We start from the raw sequence: 18,913 nt of genomic DNA, 5'->3' as shown, positions 1-18,913 counted from the left end.
CTCCTCCATTACTATATCTTGATTTAAAAATAACTTAATTCGAGATAAATTATAGCTTTGGTTAGCATGTCTTGTCAATTAGAAAAAATCCATTTTTTAGTTTGTTTTGAAAAAAAAGAAAAGAGGTTTGAATTTATTGTGAACAATTGCAACAATTAACGGAAATATTAGTTAAATAGACTATAATAATTATGAAAATATAATTATTGGAGGAATTCGCTTGAAGACAGAATTAACATTGGCAGTTAATCAGCAGATTGCTAACTGGAGCGTACTTTACATCAAATTACATAACTATCATTGGTATGTAACAGGACCAGAGTTTTTTACCCTTCACGCCAAATTTGAAGAGCTATATAATGAAACCGCACTACATATTGATGAACTTGCAGAACGTTTATTAGCACTTGGAGATAAACCTGTAGCGACTATGCGCGAATGCTTGGAAATCTCTTCTGTTAAAGAAGCTACTGGTGGCGAGTCTGCAACAGATATGGTTGCAACTATTGTTGAAGATTTCACAGTCCTGATAACGGAGTTAAAAAACGGGATGGAGATTGCAGGATCAGTAGGAGATGAAACAACAGGGGATTTATTATTATCCATCCATTCAAGTCTCGAGAAACATGTGTGGATGCTGAATTCGTTTCTTGGTAGATAATAGAGTCGACAAGGCAAAACATAGTTTCTTCATATGAATACGAAAAAAGGACAGCTTCGGCTGTCCTTTTTTGATAGTAAAAGGAGATGATGAGATTCGAACTCACGCAACGGTTGCCCGTCCTAGCGCATTTCGAGTGCGCCCCCTTATAACCACTTGGGTACATCTCCATATGGAGCGGGTGAGGGGAATCGAACCCCCGCCGTCAGCTTGGGAAGCTGGAATTCTACCATTAAACTACACCCGCACGATTTTATGAAAATATTATAGCATAATCATCCTTTTGTTGGTACAGGAAATGGTAGGAAGCAGAAATAAGCATTACAAACCTGTGTCAGTCTGTAAAAATACATCCAGTAAGATACTGCTAATCCTATTTTTGGGAAAAGGTCGAGAGAGGAATATTTTTCCGTCCACTGGTAAAAGCTAGACTCCATAAGGATTCTAGCAAACTATTAATAGATACCACTTTTTGGTTAATGATTCATTATGTTACAACTGATAGCCTACTAGTAGAGACAGCGAGATTACTAGGAGGTAACGAAATGAAACACTTAAAAAAAATTACTCTAGCATTTACATTGACAGCATCCCTTGCATTTACAGCGTTTATTCCTAATGCCGATGCAGCAACACAACATACGGTAAAATCAGGGGAAACCTTATGGAAGATTGCATCAAAATATGGTGTTACTTTAAATCAGTTAAAAACAACCAATAAACTTTCATCAAATACAATCTATCCTGGACAAAAGTTTACCATTCCAAGCACGACAGGTGTCTCAGCAGCAGATATCGATTTAATGGCCCGTCTTGTTCATGCTGAAGCTAAAGGTGAGCCTTACGCAGGGAAAGTAGCAGTTGCAACTGTTATTTTGAATAGGGTGGCTAGCAAAGACTTCCCGAATACAGTTAGCGGTGTAGTTCATGAAAAGGCGAATGGTTATTATGCTTTTACTCCAGTACAAAATGGTGAAATAAATAAAGCGGCAGATGCTGAAGCAAAGAGAGCAGTCAATGAAGCACTAGCGTTCCGTGGGCAAGGTAGTGGGTCATTGTTCTTCTATAATCCAAAAACAGCAAAAAGCGATTGGATATTCTCCCGTCAAGTAACAGTTACAATTGGGAATCATCGCTTTGCAAAATAATATAGAATGAAAAACAGCGTAGGAGATTTTCTCCTACGCTGTTTTTCATTAAAAAGATGTCGTTCAGAAATTAAGCCACTGAGTAGGACGCTTGCGCTTTTCTTATTTTAAAACGTCATGATCGACGTAACGTTCTCCATTTAGTTCACTCAACAAATTAATGGCTACTTTAGCGCCATCACCAGCTGTGATAATGGTATGTACACTCACACCAGCACATGTACCTGCTGCCCAGATACCTTCTACATTTGTTTTTCCATCAGCACTAACATCAAGAACGGTCTTAATGCGTGGTTCTGTTCCTTCTTTTGTATTCACACCAATTTTTTCGGCTAATGCCACGGATACACCTGAAGCCAGGATAACATGTTTTGCTTGAAATTCTTGACCATCTGCTTCAAGGATAAATCCTTCGTCACCTTTCGTAATATTGGTTACTTCCTGTTGAACTAGTTCTGCCCCAAGTTTGGTTGCTTGTTGCTTACCAGTCTGTACTAAATCTGGTCCAGTAACTTCCTGAACTCCATAGTGGTTTTCAACCCATGCTCTTTTGGTCATACTCTTGTCGCTGTCAATTAGTAAGGTTTTCTTACCTGCCTTTGCTGTGAAAATAGCAGCGCTTGCTCCGGCTGGCCCAGCTCCAATAATAGCGATATCAAACATACCATCTACCTCCTATTTTATTATCATTACTATTGTAGCAAAATTAAAATTTTTCTTCCTAATTTTTTGCTTATCTCTCTCTGTAAAAACACGAGTTATTTCTAAAAAAGTAAATTATTTAGATTCTTTGTTAAATTTAAAAAATTCATTGAAATTCTATAAATGGAGTGGTTTAATAGTGGGTAGATAGAACTTATCAGATATGTGATATCTGAAAGGTGGGTGGAAATCATTTGAACGTAGAGAAAATACAGAATAAAAAGGTTTCTGATCATGTGGTAGAGCGAATTGAGAAAATGATTGAATCAGGAGATTTCACGATTGGCGAAAAATTACCATCGGTTCGGGAACTTTGTGAGTTATTTGGTGTTGGGCGCTCGGCTGTTCGGGACGCCATCACAACTTTAAAGGGGAAAGGGACCGTTGAGGTGAAGCAAGGGGAAGGAACCTATATCCGAGGCTTTGACTCTTCAAGTCTTTTTAAGAGCCAAGTCTTACTCCCGAGTTTAAAGGATATCCAGGAACTGTTCCAGGTGAGGAAAATGCTTGAAACGGGCATGGCGGAAATGGCTTCTTTAAACCGCACAGATGAAATGATTATTGAAATGGAAGACATTCTTTCTAACCAGTCTGAATCTGGATGGGGGTCAGATTATCGCTTCCATATGGCGATAGCCAAAAGTTCAGGGAATGAAATTTTGCTTCAACTAGTCGAATTCATTTCTTCGGCGATGAAGAAAGTTATGATTGAGTTTTATAAGCATATTGAGAAAGATATCAAGCTGGTTAATAGGATTGACCAACAGCATGCTCGCATTCTACAGGCGATCAAAGATCAAAATCCAAAGGCTGCCTATCAGGAGACGATGGACCATTTAGCCTTTGTTGAAGCACTTTTACAAAGTAGTGTCCTAGAAAACGCATAGAACATAGGGGGTGTTCATTTGGTTACTGCAGAGCTTCTTACTGAATTGAAAGCGGTTTTACCAGAAGTTAAAATAACGACAGAGGAAAATCAAGTTACCCTGTTTCCGCATACAGAAGAACAAATCGCTGAAATCGTAAAGTATTGTCAGGAACAAAAAAAGACCATCTGCATCATAGGTGGAGGAACGAAAAGCAAAGTAGGCACTTCAAATGAAAGGGTAGATATTAATCTATCACTATCTGAATATACCGGAATTGTTGAGCATACGGTTGGGGATATGACGGTTACGGTTAAGGCAGGTACCCGGTATGAGGAATTACAAGAATATTTGGCACAGCACAAACAAAAGGTTGCACTGGATCCTTCCTGGCCAAGGGATGCAACTATTGGAGGGGTGATTGCAGCGAATGACAGTGGACCAAAACGCCTAGGCTACGGTACAGCAAGGGATTCTGTTATTGGCTTAAGAACTGTTTATCCTAATGGAAAAGTGATTAGATCTGGTGGCAGAGTGGTAAAAAACGTCGCTGGCTATGATATGAATAAGCTTTTTATCGGGTCGATGGGGACGCTAGGGGTTTTATCAGAAATTACACTAAAACTGAGACCACTACAAAAATGTGAAAGCCTAATTTTGCTATCATTTTCAAATGGAAACCTTGACGAAGTCCGTAGGTTTGCGGTAGAACTTCTCGATTCAATGATGGAGCCAGTAGCGCTAGAGTTGTTAAACCCTGCAATGGCTGAGAAGCTTGTCGAGCAAAATGCTTATACACTAGCGATAAGTTTAGAAGACGTAGAAACTTCGGTTACTTATCAGGAGGAGTTCATCCAAAAGTTACGACCGAAAAATGCGGAGCTCACAATTCTTCGTAAAGACCAAGCTGCTAGTTTTTGGCAAAGGCTCTATACAGCTGCTCCAAGTGGCTGCGATCCTGATACTTCAAATGAAAACAATGCTGGGACGGTAGCTTTAATGAAAATTGGGGTTGTCAACTTAAGTGTTCTTGAGATTGCTAGAGAGTGTCAGCTGTTATCAGATCAGTATTCAGTTAAGGCTGAAGCACATGGTGGACTTGGAACAGGGATTTGCCAAGTAATTCTTCATGGAGCTAGCGAGGATGTAGCTCAATCTATCTCCCGATTGCGAGTGTTTGCAGCGGAATTGGGTGGTTATGGGATTGTCCAGTATTTGCCAGAGTCATTGAATGGGAAGGTAGATGTTTGGGGCGAAAGGCCATCCTACTTCAGGCTTCTTGAAGGAATAAAAGCAAAGATGGACCCAAGTAGAATCATGAATCCAAAACGATTTATTGGGGGGATATAATTTGAGTTTAAGAGAAATGGACTTAAATCAAGATCCAGCTTGTGCCACACAAAGTTTAAGCAATTATCTACCAAAGGATCATCCAGATGAAAACAAATGGGCAGATTGTGTTCACTGTGGAATGTGCCTTGAGTCCTGTCCAACCTATGAAATTACAGGTCAAGAACAACACTCTCCAAGAGGTCGTGTCCACCTAATAAAATCTGTGGCGGAAGGTAAACTCGAACTAAACCAATTTTTCTCTGAACCTGTATTTGCTTGCTTGGATTGTCGTGCATGTACAACGGCGTGTCCAGCGGATGTAGATGTAGGTGGGCTGATTGAGGAGGCTCGTGGTCAAGTTCGACAAGCCATTCCTCTGACTGGCTGGCAAGGAGCGGTAAGCAAACTTTTCTTAAAAGGAATCTTTCCAAAGCAAACGCGCCTAAACAAATTAGGAGGCTTGTTAAAGTTCTATCAGAAGAGTGGAATGCAAACAGCTGTTAGAAAAACTGGGTTGATTAAAATCATGCCAGATCATCTTGTTGAAATGGAATCCATTATGCCTGAAATAAAGCAACCTGTTCGAGAAAAATATAAAAATCAAACAGTGATTCCAGCAAAGGGTGAAACAAAGCAGGAAGTTGCCTTTTTAACAGGATGTATTATGGATGTAATGTTTAGTGATATTAACGAGGCAACAATCAATGTACTTACGCGTAATGGGAATGAAGTGACGATTCCAAAAAATCAAGGTTGCTGTGGTGCCCTTCATGTGCATGCTGGTGATCGTGATACAGGAAGGAAGCTTGCGAAACAGAATATTGAAGCCTTCAAGGATGCGGACAAAGTCATTGTGAACGCTGCTGGATGTGGATGCATGCTTAAAGAATATCCTGAGTTATTCCCGGATGAGCCAGAATGGCATGAAAAGGCTGAGGAATTTTCCAAAAAGGTTGAAGACATTTCAAAGCATTTGCACGATACTGGCTATGAAAAGCCGAAGGCAGAAATTAACAAGCGTATCACTTACCATGATGCTTGTCACCTTGCTCACGGTCAAGGCATTCGTCAAGAGCCACGAGATATTCTCTTAGATATTCCTGGAGTGGAAATGGTTCATATGCCAAATTCAGATCGCTGTTGCGGTAGTGCCGGAATCTATAATATTACCAATCCAGAGATGGCTGGAGCTGTTTTAGAAAATAAAATGGCCAATGTTCCTGATGATGTTGAGATGATTTCCATGGGAAATCCAGGATGTATGCTGCAAATGGCTATAGGTGTTCAAAAATACGGTAGAAATCAGCAGATTGTCCATACCGTCCAATTACTTGATTGGGCTTATCAAAAAGAGGACGGAAAGGGGGATCTATAATGGCAGCAGTGAAGGCAATAAAGTCAAAGGATAAACATATTCAACAACTTGCTGCGATTGTTGGAGGAGGACGTTCAATCCTCTATCAAAAAGAGGATTTACTCGCTTATGATTGTGATGGTTTTACAATACACAAACATTTGCCTAAAGCCGTTGTCTTTCCTAAAGATACCCAGGAAGTAGCCGCTCTTGTGAAATACTGCCATGAACATGATTTACCATTCTTAGCACGTGGAGCAGGAACAGGCTTAAGTGGTGGAGCGATACCCTTAAATGAAGAAGTTATTATCTCGATGGTAAGAATGAAACGCCTTCTAAGCGTAGATATGGAAAATCGACGAGCTGTAGTTGAACCAGGGTTTGTGAACCTAAAGTTGACAAACTCCATTTCCGATAAAGGTTATTACTATGCCCCGGATCCTTCAAGCCAATATTGCTGTACGATTGGTGGGAATGTGGCTGAAAATGCAGGGGGAGCACACTGCCTTAAATATGGAGTAACAACAAACCATATTCTTGGATTAGAAGTCGTTATGCCAAATGGAGATATCATTGAAATTGGGAAGGATGGAGTGGCCGATGAACCAGGCTATGACCTATTAGGTCTTATTACAGGTTCAGAAGGAACACTCGGGATTGTGACCAAAATCGTTGTTCGGATTTTAAAGAACCCAGAAGCTAAGCAAACTGTTCTTGCTTACTTCGATAAAGTATCAGATGGAAGCCAGGCAGTTTCCGATATTATCTCTTCTGGAATTGTGCCAGCTGCACTCGAAATGATGGATAAAACAGCGATAGAGGGAGTAGAGGCAGCAGCTTTCCCTGTAGGACACCCAAAGGATATAGATGCGGTATTATTAATTGAAGTGGATGGAATATCTGCAGGAATTGATGAGCAGATTGACGAAATTCTTAAGGTATGCCGAAATCGTAATGTTCGTGAAGTAAAGGTTGCCCAGGATGAGGCTGAAAGAGGTCGTTGGTGGGCAAATCGAAAAACTGGATTTGGAGCGATGGGGGCTATTTCACCAGACTATCTTGTTCAAGATGGAGTGATTCCACGTAGTAAACTCCCTGTTGTACTAGACAGGATTAATCAAATCAGTAATGAGTCTGGTCTACGGATAGCGAACATTTTCCATGCAGGAGATGGAAACCTGCATCCACTCGTTTTGTTTGATGCACGCGTACCTGGTGAAATTGAAAAAGCGTTAGAGGCAGGAAGTGCCTGCTTAAAGGTTTGTGCAGACGTAGGTGGAACCATTACGGGTGAACATGGTGTAGGAATAGAAAAACGAGAAGAGATGCGTTTTGTTTTTACGGAAGAAGAGATTGCGGCTCAAACAGATGTAAGAGAGGTATTCAATCCTAAGAATCTATTAAATGCCGGAAAACTGTTCCCATCTCCAGGTCGTTGTGTTGAAGTGAAAAAAGAAATGAAAGCGTCAGTAACTTCATAAGGTTTGCTTTATGGGTTTTTGGACGGCATAAAAAGTAAAGTGCCTATAGCGGAAATCAACAAAGTAGTTTTTAAAATATTATGAAAATTAATTTGAAGCTGCAGTATTAATAGTGCTATTATGTCCCTATGAGGCTATGAAATGGAGGAACAGACAAATGACAGAGTATGTAAAAGTTGGTAGTATTCAAGTTGCAAAAAAACTATATGATTTTATTAATTCCGAAGTACTCCCTAGTAGTCAGGTTGAAGGAAGTTCATTTTGGCAAGGGTTTGGTCAGTTAGTTCATGATCTTGCCCCGAAAAATAAGGAGCTTCTCGCCGTTCGTGATGAGCTTCAAGCAAAAATCGATGCATGGCATCAAGAGAATGGTCAAGATTTTGATTTTGAAAGCTATAAATCTTTCTTAACAGAAATTGGCTATTTAGAGCCTATAGTAGAAGATTACCAGATTCAAACAACCAATGTCGATGATGAGGTAGCGATTCAAGCAGGACCTCAATTGGTTGTTCCTGGAGACAATGCACGTTACGCATTAAATGCCGCAAACGCTCGCTGGGGAAGTCTCTACGATGCTTTATACGGTACAGACGCAATCAGTGAGGAAAATGGTGCAGAAAAAGGAATCGGATATAATCCTGTTCGTGGGAATAAGGTTATCCAGTTTGGTAAGAACTTCCTAGATCAGACAACCCCATTGACGGGTGCATCACATGGTGATGTTGTCCAATATGCCGTTGAAAATGGCGAGCTTAAGGTTAAACTTGAAAATGGTGAAAAAACGGGACTTGTGGATGCTGATAAATTTGCAGGCTATCAAGGTAGCCAAGAAGAGCCAACGGCAATTTTAATTAAAAACAATGGACTTCACTTTGAAATCCAAATTGACCGAACACACTCTGTTGGTAAATCAGATAAAGCAGGGGTAAAAGATATCCTATTAGAGTCGGCAGTCACAACGATTATTGACTGTGAAGATTCTGTTGCAGCAGTTGATGCCGATGATAAGACACTTATCTATCGCAACTGGTTGGGGTTAATGAAAGGTGATTTAACCTCGACATTCCGCAAAGATGGGAAAGAGTTAACGCGTGCTATGAACCCTGACCGTACCTATACAGCTACTAACGGGGAAGAGCTTACCCTAAGAGGTCGCTCCATGTTGTTCATCCGCAATGTAGGTCATTTGATGACAACAAATGTCGTGCTAGATGAAAACGGGCAAGAGATTCCTGAGGGAATACTGGATGGCGTGTTCACTAGTTTAATTGGGAAACATACGATTTTGGGCAATGGAGCACACCAAAACTCATTGAAGGGCTCTATTTATATCGTTAAACCAAAAATGCATGGCTCTAGAGAAGTAGCCTTCGCAAACGAGTTGTTTGATCGCATTGAGGATTTAATTGGAGTAGAACGAAATACCTTAAAGATTGGGGTAATGGATGAGGAACGCCGCACCTCACTTAACTTAAAGAATTGTATTAAAGAAGTTAAAGATCGTGTTGTCTTCATTAATACTGGATTCCTTGACCGTACTGGAGATGAGATGCACACTTCAATGGAAGCGGGACCAATGATTCGCAAGGGTGATATGAAATCTTCTACTTGGCTACAAGGATATGAAAATTCCAATGTGTTTACTGGATTATCCGTTGGTTTCCAAGGCAAAGCTCAAATTGGAAAAGGAATGTGGGCAATGCCTGATATGATGGCGGCGATGATTCAGCAGAAGGTCGGCCATCCAAAAGCGGGAGCGAATACAGCTTGGGTTCCATCTCCTACTGGGGCTACTCTACATGCCCTTCACTACCATCAGGTAAATGTGAAGGAAGTTCAGGAAGAATTGAAGAAGGAAGTCAAAGATCTACGCGATGATATTCTTCAAATCCCAGTTGCTGAAAGTCCAAATTGGACACCGGAGGAAGTCCAAGAAGAGCTAGATAACAATGCCCAAGGAATCCTTGGTTACGTTGTTCGCTGGGTTGAACTCGGTGTTGGGTGTTCGAAGGTTCCAGATATTAACAATGTTGGTTTAATGGAAGACCGTGCAACATTAAGAATTTCTAGTCAGCATATGGCCAACTGGCTGCGCCATGGTATTTGTTCAAAAGAACAAGCGATGGAAACACTGAAGCGCATGGCAAAAGTCGTGGATGAACAGAATGCAGGAGATCCAGCGTATCGTCCAATGTCGGTTGATTATGACAACTCTGTTGCATTCCAAGCTGCTTGTGATTTGGTCTTTAAAGGACTAGAACAGCCAAATGGATATACCGAGCCAATTCTTCATAGTCGTCGTCAGGAAGCAAAAGCGAAATTTGCGACACAACATTAAAAATAACCTTTTCCTCTACAGGGCATTTTGATGCCCTGTAGAGATTATTTTGTTACATATTTCAATCGTCAGCCACAGATTAAAATTACTAGAAAACATCATTTGGAGGTTTTAAAATGAAATTTACTAGATTCATGGTCGGACAAGACTCATTAGCAGGTGTCCTAGAGGGTGAAACCATTAGAGAGATAAAAGGAGATATCTTTACTAGCTGGACTTATACAGGGAATGTTTTCTCTCTTGGAGAAGTAAAGTTACTTGCCCCGCTTGAGCCAAATCAAGTGATTGGAATTGGAGCAAATTATGTTGCGAAAACGGAGGATTTGCCAAGTGACCTTCCAGCGATTCCGGTATTTTTCTTCAAGCCAACTTCATCTGTCATTGGTCCTGAGGATGAGATTGTTATTCCAGAAGGAATCGAGCAAGTGAAATTTGAATCTGAATTGGCTGTTGTCATTGGAAAAGAAGCAAGAAATGTTGCTGAAGAAGATGTTTTAGACTATGTATTTGGGTACACTGTAGGCAATGATGTAACAGCTCCACAATTTTTCCGTGAAGATGGGCACTGGACAATCGGAAAGTCGTTCGATACCTTCACTCCGCTTGGACCTGTAATTGAAACTGAACTTGATCCCGATACAGTCAGGGTAGAGGCTAAGCTTAACGGTGTTGAAAAACAAAATAGTCCAACTGAGTTAATGATTATCTCTCTTCGTAAAATGGTTTCATATTTAACCAATGTGATGACCTTAAAGCCTGGTGATGTTATCTTAACTGGAAGTCCGCTAGGTGCCGAGATGGTAAATGCTGGTGATAGTATTGAGTGTGAAATTAAAGAAATAGGGATTTTACGTAACTCCTTTGTGACAACAAAAAGTCATGTATCTTAAAGGGTTTTTTGCCATTAGGAGAAATACAAGCAGGTTAAATTTATTTTAAGTGTAATGAAACGCGATTTCCATTAAATAGGGAATCGTGTTTTTTATTTTTTTATTTCAATGAATATTGCAAAAATTATTGAAACAAACAGAATTTTTAGTATAATTGGGTTAGGGTTGTGTTATACAACAAATCTATTCTAGTTATATAACATTATTCTGGAATAGAAGAGTTAACGACAATTGTAAGCGCAAACAAATAAAGGGGGGAATAATTTGAGTACTGGTTTATTAGCATTTTTATCACTTTTACCTATTTTAGCTGTAGGAATTTTCCTAGTTGGTATGAGAATGCCTGCAAGCAAGGCCATGCCAATCTCATATCTCGTGGCCATTGGTTTGGCGTTATTTATTTGGAAGGTTCCTGGTGCAAACGTCGCAGCGGCATCAATTAATGGGTTAGTTGTGGCAGGAACACTCTTGTACATCATCTTTGGTGCTATTTTATTATTAAATACTCTACAGGAAAGCGGCGGATTAAAAACGATCCGTCAAGGTTTTACGGATATTACAGAAGACCGTCGGATTCAGGTTATAATTGTTGCCTGGTTATTTGGATCATTTATTGAAGGTTCAGCAGGTTTCGGTACACCAGCAGCAGTAGCTGTTCCACTTATGGTTGGACTAGGCTTTCCAGCAATGGCCGCCGTTGTTGCCGGGATGGTTATACAAAGTACACCGGTTTCCTTTGGCGCCGTTGGTACTCCAATGGTAGTTGGGGTAGGAAATGGTTTAGCTGCAGATCCAAGTATCACAAATGACTTTTATCAACTCGTCACCGTTATTGCAGGGAAAGTTGCTCTCTTGCATATGGTGGCTGGTGCTCTCATTCCATTGTTCCTTGTTGCTTTAATGACTCGTTACTTCGGGAAAAACAAATCATTTACAGAAGGTCTTAAGATTTGGAAGTTTGCGCTATTTGCTTCATTCGCAATGACAATTCCATATGTGCTTGTAGCAAATTTCCTCGGACCAGAGTTCCCATCTATGATTGGTGGATTAGTAGGATTGGCCATTGTGGTATTTGCGGCCAAAAAGGGATTCCTTATGCCTCCAAAGGAAGAAGTTTGGGATTTTGAAGAGAAGTCGAAGTGGGATCCAACTTGGACAGGGAAAATTGAAATTCGAGATGTTGCTCATAAGAGTGGAAGTATGAGTATGGTTCGTGCTTGGTCTCCATACATTTTAGTTGGTCTCTTTTTAGTGCTTTCAAGATTGAAATCGCTACCATTTCTAGAGTGGCTACAATCTTGGACACTAGCGGCAGAGGATATATTTGGTTCGGGGATTACAGCAAGCTTTCAACCGCTCTATTCACCAGGAACGATTTTTATCCTAGTTTCCTTGATTACCTTCTTCATTCACGGAATGAATGGAGGCGCATACAAATCGGCATTCACACAATCAGCGAAGACGACAATTGCGGCTTCAACGGCACTAGTTTTCACTGTTCCAATGGTTCAAGTATTTTTGAATTCCGGTGGCGGGGCTGCTGGATATGAGCGTATGCCGATTGAACTTGCTAACGGTGTTGTAGCACTAGCTGGTGAATACTGGCCAATTTTTGCAACCTTTATTGGTGGAATTGGTGCATTCATTGCCGGTAGTAATACAGTTAGTAATATGATGTTTTCGTTATTCCAATACGATGTAGGTACCCAAATTGGGGTTGACCCAACCTGGATCGTTGCCTTACAGGCAGTTGGGGGAGCGGCTGGTAATATGATTTGTGTTCATAATGTTGTCGCTGCATCAGCCGTGGTAGGTTTAATGGGGAAAGAAGGAGACGTTATTCGTAAAACCCTGTTCCCATTCGTTTATTATGCCCTCCTACTCGGAGGACTTGGCTACTCAATTGTCTGGTATGCAGATAAAGGAATCTTCAATCTAGGTACCTTTATTGTTGCCTTCATTGCGATGATTGCCATTTACATTATCGCGACAAATAAAAAACGTGCTGCACAACTTACAATTAATCACCCTGGTGGGAAATCCATGTAAGTTCGAAAACACCGCTACTCAATTAAATCGAGTAGCGGTGTTTTTTTATTGAAAAATGCAAAAAGGAAAGAAGTTGAGGTTTGAAGTTTTTGAAAATCCAAGCCTACAAATGGCTAGTTTCACTATCAAATAGAAAGGCTATTCATTAACGATTCCATCTGGAGAATACCTTGGAATAATTGATAGAGATTTCGAAAGTGAGTGGATTACCCAATCCATGCTTTGAGCATTGTTACGACTCTGGCTTACCGTCGATATAAAAAAGGTCAATATCCACTGGCGTTTGTGTGTATGGATAACTGCTCCCACAACGATGATATTCTGAAGCGTGCGGTGTTGACGATGGCTAAGGAATGGGCGAAAAGGGGAAATGTGGAAGAAGGTTTTGTATCTTATCTCGAAGACGAAAGCAAGATTACCTTCCCACTTTCAATGATGATAAAATTACACCAAATTGGAGGCTTGTTGTTGCAGGTACTGGTTCCGTCCGACGTACACTTGAAAAGAATTTAGCATAAAAAATACAAAGAAGAGGGCGATATTTTAATTAAAGCCCTCAGTCAGAAGGATTGTACCCTCTCTAGCTAGTAGTTCAGGCAGAGAGGAGGGGCAATCCTTTTTAAAAATTGTATAAACTGTTATTTAGTTAGTTCTTTTCCTTCGAATTGTTCAATTCGTTCGCGGACAAACCCGGGGACAGCTTGTTTTACATGAGTTAAAGGATTATAGCTTACATAAATAATTTCTGCTTCAAGCAAAGGAGTAGTCTCGCCACCTCTAATAATATGAAATTCCATTGTCATACTGCTGTTGCCAATTTTCGACGTGCGGCACCAGATGGTTAGCCAATCATTCAGTCGAGCTGAGTCCTTATACTCTAATGTCGTTTTCGCAACGACAAAGTCAAATGTCCCCTGTTCTGCTAATTGCATCACATCCATTTCCAAGCCCTCTTGAAAATATTCTGTAACAGCAACATCGAGATAGGTTAAATAATGGGCATTAAACACAATTTTTTGACCATCAATTTCTGAGTACCTTACCTTTAAGCGATGTGAAAAACGGAAACCCTCTGTCATTAGTTGTTCCTCCTAATATCTAGTGTTCTATTAGATTGTGTTGAATCTGCAGCCTGTGTTATAACTAAAATTTACTTAATATTCAAACTATAACAAGTTAGAATAAATCCTTCAACAGATTCCTCTGCAATAATTGCTATTCGGTGGTAGTTTTTCGATACGGTGGCAATATAAGGTTTTGTTTATTCCTAATTTAGATTTTCCTTCAATTCTATAGTTGTTTGAATAACAAGTTTAAGAGGAGGCATAACATCGGGAGGTAAGTTTTACAGCAGAGGAATTGAGCTATTAGTGTCCATGAATTTTAGTAAGATTCAATTGTTTGTAAGGTCATGGGGCTATGATATCATTGGGGATATTACCATGGATTAGGATTTATTCGAAATGATTCTTGAAAGAGGGAAGAAAGCTGTGAATACGAAGAATCTCTGAATTCCGTTTGTCATCGTATTTCTTGGTGTTCTCTATCTAGCGGATTTTATGGGTTTAAATGAAAAAATATCAATAAGAACTTGTTCGTAGGCATACAATGTCAATGGACATGTTCTTTTGTAGAAACGGAGGGTGCAGATGAAAGACTGGATATTCACGTTTATGGAGGAATTTGGTTATATCGGAATTATGACGGTTATTGCCTTGGAAAACCTCTTTCCACCCATTCCTTCAGAAATCGTCTTGCCGTTTGGGGGTTTTATGACAACGAGGACGATGTTGACGGTCCCAGGTGTTATTGTCGCTTCGACTGCAGGTTCAGTACTAGGAGCAGTTATTTTATATTGGGTCGGCAGGCTAGTCAATGTAAGTGTATTGGAAAGCTTTGTTGGGCGGTGGGGGCATATTCTTAGGGTTTCAAAAAAGGATATCCGCACAGCAGAAGGATGGTTCTTGAGGTATGGGAGTTGGACCGTGTTCTTTTGTCGACTAATCCCTGTTGTCCGAAGTCTAATTTCCATACCAGCCGGGATGGCGAAAATGAATTTTTCCACCTTTCTTATTTTTTCAACCTTAGGAACACTTGTGTGGAATACCATTCTAGTGTGCTTAGGAGCATTTCTAGGTGAGTCTTGGGAAGTCATTCTTGGTTATATTGAGATTTACAAAGATGTATTTTATCTTTCATTTTTTATTATCGGGATTGTTTGCATAAGTTGGTACCTTAAAAGAGCGCGAAGGTTTCGCTAGACTATCGTTAGGGTTGTTGACAATTCACTTAATCTAGCATAATCTTAAATAGTAATTAATTGTATATTTTCCTATTTAAAGGGGAGTAGCTGTACAATAAAAGTCGTCATGACGAGAACCTTGTTCTCCGGCTTTATTGGCAACAATTCTGTTGTTAGCAAGACCTTTACTTCAACGGTAAGGGTCTTTTCTATTTATTTTGCCTTTACCAATGCGGTAGAGGCTTTTTGTTGCCTTTAAATAACAGACGTATACTTAGGAGGATTCTATTTATGGAAATGGCTTTATTGCTCGAGTATGGCTGGGTACTCCTTGTCCTTGTTTTAATGGAAGGACTCTTAGCGGCAGATAATGCCTTGGTGCTAGCGATTATGGTAAGACATTTACCAGAAGAAAAAAGAAAGAAGGCGTTGTTTTACGGCTTGGCAGGAGCCTTTGTTTTCCGTTTTGTATCACTTTTCATCATTTCCTATTTAGTAGATATTTGGCAGGTTCAGGCCATTGGAGCCCTTTATCTATTATTTATGGCATTCAACCACATCTTCAGGAAGTGGGTCAAAGGGAAAGCAGAGGATGATTCAGAAACTGATAAAGATGAAGGAAAACCCGAAAAACGAAAAAGCGGTTTTTGGATGACCGTGTTTAAAGTGGAGGTAGCAGATATTGCTTTTGCCGTAGATTCTATCTTAGCAGCTGTTGCATTAGCCATGACACTTCCGAATACTCCACTCCCTCAAATTGGCGGCATGGATGGAGGAAAGTTTCTCGTAATCTTCACTGGAGGAATGATCGGGGTTATCATCATGCGTTTTGCCGCAGGTCTTTTTGTGAAATTACTAGAAAAACGACCAGGTTTGGAGATGGCTGCCTTTTTCATTGTTGGTTGGGTAGGGGTCAAACTAGCGGTATTAACCCTTTCACATCCAGCACTTGGAGTATTAAGTGAAGAGTTTTCTCATTCCACAGGTTGGAAAGTAACTTTCTATGTTGTCTTAGTTGGAATTGCCATTGCTGGTTGGTTCTTATCGAATGACGTGTCGGAAAAAGCGGATAAGAAAGCTTCTCAAGTATCATAATCATTTTAAAGCTTATGTATTGCTACCTTAATACATAAGCTTTTTTAATTTCATTTTACTTTGTTTATTCAATGGACAAACTAAGTTGGGGTGGGTATAATATTGTTTATTAAGTCCTATTTTTATAGAGTTAAAGATAAAGAGGGCGAAGCCTAAACCTATAGGAAAAAAGCTGTGTTAAAGTACATTTTTGATTGAAGTTCAACAAATGTACCCACAGCAAAGAAAAATAGTAAAGGCTTAACTATAACCATAAAGGAGTGTGATAGCCTTGACATTACTACAGAAAACAGATGTAGAACAGTTGGCTATAAATACAATTAGAACATTATCAATTGATGCAATTGAAAAGTCAAACTCTGGTCATCCAGGAATGCCAATGGGAGCTGCACCGATGGCCTATACCCTTTGGTCGAAATTCATGGACCATAACCCGGCGAACCCAAAGTGGTTCAACCGTGATCGCTTTGTCTTATCTGCGGGTCATGGATCTATGCTGTTGTATAGTTTGCTCCATCTTAGTGGCTACGATCTTCAACTAGAAGATTTAAAAAATTTCCGTCAATGGGGAAGTAAAACTCCAGGGCATCCTGAGTTTGGACATACTGCAGGTGTAGATGCAACAACAGGACCTCTAGGCCAAGGAATTGCCATGGCAGTGGGAATGGCAATGGCAGAGCGTCATTTAGCAGAAAAATATAACCGAGATAACTATAAAGTTGTGGACCACTATACATACAGTATTTGTGGGGACGGAGATTTAATGGAAGGTGTTGCTTCTGAAGCAGCTTCTCTTGCAGGTCACTTAAAGCTTGGGCGATTAGTTGTCCTTTATGATTCCAATGATATCTCTCTTGACGGTGATTTAAATAAGTCTTTCTCTGAATCAGTCGAAGATCGTTTTAAGGCTTATGGCTGGCAGTACCTTCGTGTAGAGGACGGAAATAATCTTGAAGAAATTAGCAAGGCAATTGAAGCTGGTAGAGCTGATCTTGAACGACCTACTATCATTGAAGTTAAAACGACGATTGGGTTTGGTTCTCCTAATTTAGCAGGAACTTCTAGTGTTCATGGAGCTCCACTAGGTGCTGAGGAAGCAAAGCTGACAAAAGCATCTTATGGTTGGGAAACCGAAGAAGCATTTTATGTTCCTGAAGAAGTTTATACCCATTTCCGCAGTGTTGTTAAAGACAAAGGACAAGAGAAGGAAACTGTTTGGAATGAACTCTTTGCTTCATACAAAAAACAATATCCTGAGCTTGGAGAGCAATTAGAATTAGCGATTCAAGGAAAACTTCCTGAGGGTTGGGAAGCGGAATTACCAGTATATGAAGAAGGAAAGAGCCTTGCTTCACGTGCGTCATCAAGTGAAGTACTTAACGCAATGGCTAACGCTGTACCACAATTTATTGGTGGCTCTGCAGACCTTGCAGGATCCAATAAGACAATGATTAAAAATTCCGGTGACTATTCAGCAACTGACTATTCTGGTCATAATATCTGGTTTGGTGTTCGTGAGTTTGCCATGGGTGCTGCGTTGAACGGGATGGCATTGCATGGTGGGGTGAAGGTCTTTGGAGGAACATTCTTTGTGTTCTCTGATTATCTACGTCCAGCTATTCGTCTTGCTGCGTTAATGAAGCTTCCGGTAACGTATGTTTTTACACATGATAGTATCGCGGTAGGAGAAGATGGACCTACACATGAGCCGGTTGAGCAATTGCCAGCATTACGGACAATGCCAGATTTAACGGTTCTTCGCCCAGCTGATGCGAATGAAACTTCTGCTGCTTGGAGAACAGCCCTTGAATCAACGGATACACCAACGGTTCTTGTACTTACAAGACAAAACTTACCTACACTGCCTGGAACAGATCAAAATGCATATGAGGGTGTCCAAAAAGGTGCTTACGTCGTTTCTGGAGCACAAACACAAAATCCTGATGGACTGCTTCTTGCGACTGGGTCTGAGGTAAGTCTAGCTGTAGAGGCACAAGCAGCACTTGCCGCAGAGAACATTCATGTTTCTGTTGTCAGCATGCCTTCATGGGATCGTTTTGAAGCTCAAACTGCTGAATATAAAGAATCAGTTCTTCCTAAGAGTGTGAAAAAGCGCCTTGCAATTGAAATGGCAGTTCCATTTGGATGGGAAAGATACACTGGCGATGAAGGAAGAGTCCTAGGTATCAATCATTTTGGGGCGTCTGCACCAGGTGAAAAGCTAATGGAAGAGTATGGTTTTACTGTCTCTAACGTAGTATCCTTGTTCAAAGAATTAATAAAAGAGTAACCCAATACGCCTAAAAGACTTTTTGAACTTCAAATAAAAGTCTTTTAGGCAATTTTTTAATAAAAGACTTTTTTTATAGAATTGTTGTTAACAATCCTAAATTTTTTTACGAAGATGATAGTTTACATGCTCTCTTTTCAAAAAAGGTTATGGTTATTTCTTAGTGATTCTTACCGCGTTGCTGCCAACGTGGGTCTTGACTATGAGTGGTTTCGCGGAGTGAATGGGAAGTAGAAGAGGCGAATAAAATTCAAGCTTTCTTTGCTGATAAAAGACCTAGAGGATTATCGTAAATATACTGTTGCAGGAGAACTGTTTGAAGAAAAATTACTTCATCCGGTAGGACTCATTGCGACAAATGGGATGGCTGCGTTAGCTGCTAATGGGGCAGATGCAAAAAAGATGGTTGGGTTGTTCTGGAACACATCCGTGCGCTCAGGTGTCAGACGTTATTAAACAACTGCC

At 40.3% G+C, this 18,913-nt stretch carries 16 protein-coding genes and 2 tRNA genes; 14 read left to right on the top strand and 4 right to left on the bottom strand.

Annotation, left to right across the window (positions count from 1 at the left end):
• Positions 1-220 precede the first annotated feature (220 nt).
• On the top strand, positions 221-661 hold the full coding sequence (locus H0185_RS08760; RefSeq protein WP_221873122.1) for a Dps family protein: 441 nt from the start codon (positions 221-223) through the stop codon (positions 659-661).
• An 81-nt stretch (positions 662-742) separates the two neighbouring features.
• Here the strand turns inward: H0185_RS08760 and H0185_RS08755 are convergent.
• Positions 743-831, bottom strand: a tRNA-Ser gene (locus H0185_RS08755).
• 3 nt (positions 832-834) lie between these two features.
• Positions 835-908, bottom strand: a tRNA-Gly gene (locus H0185_RS08750).
• A gap of 298 nt (positions 909-1,206) precedes the next feature.
• Between H0185_RS08750 and H0185_RS08745 the strand changes: the two genes are divergently transcribed.
• Positions 1,207-1,809 (top strand): cell wall hydrolase, encoded by a 603-nt coding sequence (locus tag H0185_RS08745; protein ID WP_221873121.1) that lies wholly within the window; start codon positions 1,207-1,209, stop codon positions 1,807-1,809.
• A 102-nt stretch (positions 1,810-1,911) separates the two neighbouring features.
• On the opposite strand, the gene H0185_RS08740 is transcribed toward H0185_RS08745, so the two are convergent.
• Positions 1,912-2,472, bottom strand: a complete 561-nt coding sequence (locus tag H0185_RS08740; protein ID WP_221873120.1) for an FAD-dependent oxidoreductase — start codon at positions 2,470-2,472, stop codon at positions 1,912-1,914.
• A gap of 233 nt (positions 2,473-2,705) precedes the next feature.
• Between H0185_RS08740 and H0185_RS08735 the strand changes: the two genes are divergently transcribed.
• From H0185_RS08735 to H0185_RS08700, 8 genes are all read left to right on the top strand, one after another.
• On the top strand, positions 2,706-3,398 hold the full coding sequence (locus tag H0185_RS08735; protein WP_221873119.1) for a FadR/GntR family transcriptional regulator: 693 nt from the start codon (positions 2,706-2,708) through the stop codon (positions 3,396-3,398).
• A gap of 18 nt (positions 3,399-3,416) precedes the next feature.
• Entirely contained in the window at positions 3,417-4,727 is a 1,311-nt protein-coding gene (locus tag H0185_RS08730; protein ID WP_221873118.1) for an FAD-binding oxidoreductase, read from the top strand.
• A gap of 1 nt (position 4,728) precedes the next feature.
• Positions 4,729-6,084: a (Fe-S)-binding protein gene (locus tag H0185_RS08725; RefSeq protein ID WP_221873117.1), complete on the top strand. Its 1,356-nt coding sequence runs from the start codon at positions 4,729-4,731 to the stop codon at positions 6,082-6,084.
• Positions 6,084-7,544, top strand: a complete 1,461-nt coding sequence (locus H0185_RS08720) for an FAD-linked oxidase C-terminal domain-containing protein (protein WP_221873116.1) — start codon at positions 6,084-6,086, stop codon at positions 7,542-7,544. The genes H0185_RS08725 and H0185_RS08720 overlap by 1 nt, the downstream gene beginning before the upstream one ends.
• 157 nt (positions 7,545-7,701) lie before the next feature.
• Positions 7,702-9,882 carry a malate synthase G gene (locus H0185_RS08715; RefSeq protein ID WP_221873115.1) on the top strand — a complete coding sequence of 727 codons (2,181 nt, stop codon included), beginning with the start codon at positions 7,702-7,704 and terminating at the stop codon, positions 9,880-9,882.
• A 116-nt stretch (positions 9,883-9,998) separates the two neighbouring features.
• Entirely contained in the window at positions 9,999-10,772 is a 774-nt protein-coding gene (locus tag H0185_RS08710) for a fumarylacetoacetate hydrolase family protein (RefSeq protein ID WP_221873114.1), read from the top strand.
• Positions 10,773-11,036: 264 nt separating this feature from the next.
• Positions 11,037-12,821 carry an L-lactate permease gene (locus tag H0185_RS08705; protein WP_221873113.1) on the top strand — a complete coding sequence of 595 codons (1,785 nt, stop codon included), beginning with the start codon at positions 11,037-11,039 and terminating at the stop codon, positions 12,819-12,821.
• A 201-nt stretch (positions 12,822-13,022) separates the two neighbouring features.
• The gene (locus H0185_RS08700; RefSeq protein ID WP_221873112.1) at positions 13,023-13,334 is read left to right on the top strand and encodes a hypothetical protein; all 312 of its coding nucleotides are present in this window, start codon (positions 13,023-13,025) and stop codon (positions 13,332-13,334) included.
• Positions 13,335-13,459: 125 nt separating this feature from the next.
• On the opposite strand, the gene H0185_RS08695 is transcribed toward H0185_RS08700, so the two are convergent.
• The gene (locus tag H0185_RS08695; protein WP_221873111.1) at positions 13,460-13,900 is read right to left on the bottom strand and encodes an acyl-CoA thioesterase; all 441 of its coding nucleotides are present in this window, start codon (positions 13,898-13,900) and stop codon (positions 13,460-13,462) included.
• A gap of 570 nt (positions 13,901-14,470) precedes the next feature.
• Here H0185_RS08695 and H0185_RS08690 point away from each other — a divergent pair.
• The 4 genes from H0185_RS08690 (at position 14,471) to H0185_RS24570 (ending at position 18,904) form a co-directional block, all read left to right on the top strand.
• Positions 14,471-15,082 (top strand): DedA family protein, encoded by a 612-nt coding sequence (locus tag H0185_RS08690; protein ID WP_221873110.1) that lies wholly within the window; start codon positions 14,471-14,473, stop codon positions 15,080-15,082.
• A 272-nt stretch (positions 15,083-15,354) separates the two neighbouring features.
• A complete protein-coding gene (locus H0185_RS08685; protein ID WP_221873109.1) occupies positions 15,355-16,158 on the top strand; it encodes a TerC family protein in 804 nt (267 codons plus the stop codon).
• Positions 16,159-16,429: 271 nt separating this feature from the next.
• Positions 16,430-18,448 carry a transketolase gene (tkt, locus tag H0185_RS08680; RefSeq protein ID WP_221873108.1) on the top strand — a complete coding sequence of 673 codons (2,019 nt, stop codon included), beginning with the start codon at positions 16,430-16,432 and terminating at the stop codon, positions 18,446-18,448.
• Positions 18,449-18,709: 261 nt separating this feature from the next.
• The gene (locus H0185_RS24570) at positions 18,710-18,904 is read left to right on the top strand and encodes a hypothetical protein (protein ID WP_425515819.1); all 195 of its coding nucleotides are present in this window, start codon (positions 18,710-18,712) and stop codon (positions 18,902-18,904) included.
• Positions 18,905-18,913: the final 9 nt, after the last annotated feature.

The sequence above is a fragment of the Mesobacillus maritimus genome (assembly GCF_019749255.1).
Classification (GTDB): domain Bacteria; phylum Bacillota; class Bacilli; order Bacillales; family Cytobacillaceae; genus Mesobacillus_B; species Mesobacillus_B maritimus_A.
This window is presented reverse-complemented; position numbering and strand designations above follow the sequence as displayed.

Excerpts from the sequence above, each read along its gene's own strand:
- H0185_RS08745 (WP_221873121.1), top strand. The coding sequence starts at position 1,207 with ATGAAACACTTAAAAAAAATTACTCTAGCATTTACATTGACAGCATCC.
- H0185_RS08740 (WP_221873120.1), bottom strand. The coding sequence starts at position 2,472 with ATGTTTGATATCGCTATTATTGGAGCTGGGCCAGCCGGAGCAAGCGCT.
- H0185_RS08720 (WP_221873116.1), top strand. The coding sequence starts at position 6,084 with ATGGCAGCAGTGAAGGCAATAAAGTCAAAGGATAAACATATTCAACAA.
- H0185_RS08715 (WP_221873115.1), top strand. The coding sequence starts at position 7,702 with ATGACAGAGTATGTAAAAGTTGGTAGTATTCAAGTTGCAAAAAAACTA.
- H0185_RS08710 (WP_221873114.1), top strand. The coding sequence starts at position 9,999 with ATGAAATTTACTAGATTCATGGTCGGACAAGACTCATTAGCAGGTGTC.
- H0185_RS08695 (WP_221873111.1), bottom strand. The coding sequence starts at position 13,900 with ATGACAGAGGGTTTCCGTTTTTCACATCGCTTAAAGGTAAGGTACTCA.
- H0185_RS08690 (WP_221873110.1), top strand. The coding sequence starts at position 14,471 with ATGAAAGACTGGATATTCACGTTTATGGAGGAATTTGGTTATATCGGA.
- H0185_RS08685 (WP_221873109.1), top strand. The coding sequence starts at position 15,355 with ATGGAAATGGCTTTATTGCTCGAGTATGGCTGGGTACTCCTTGTCCTT.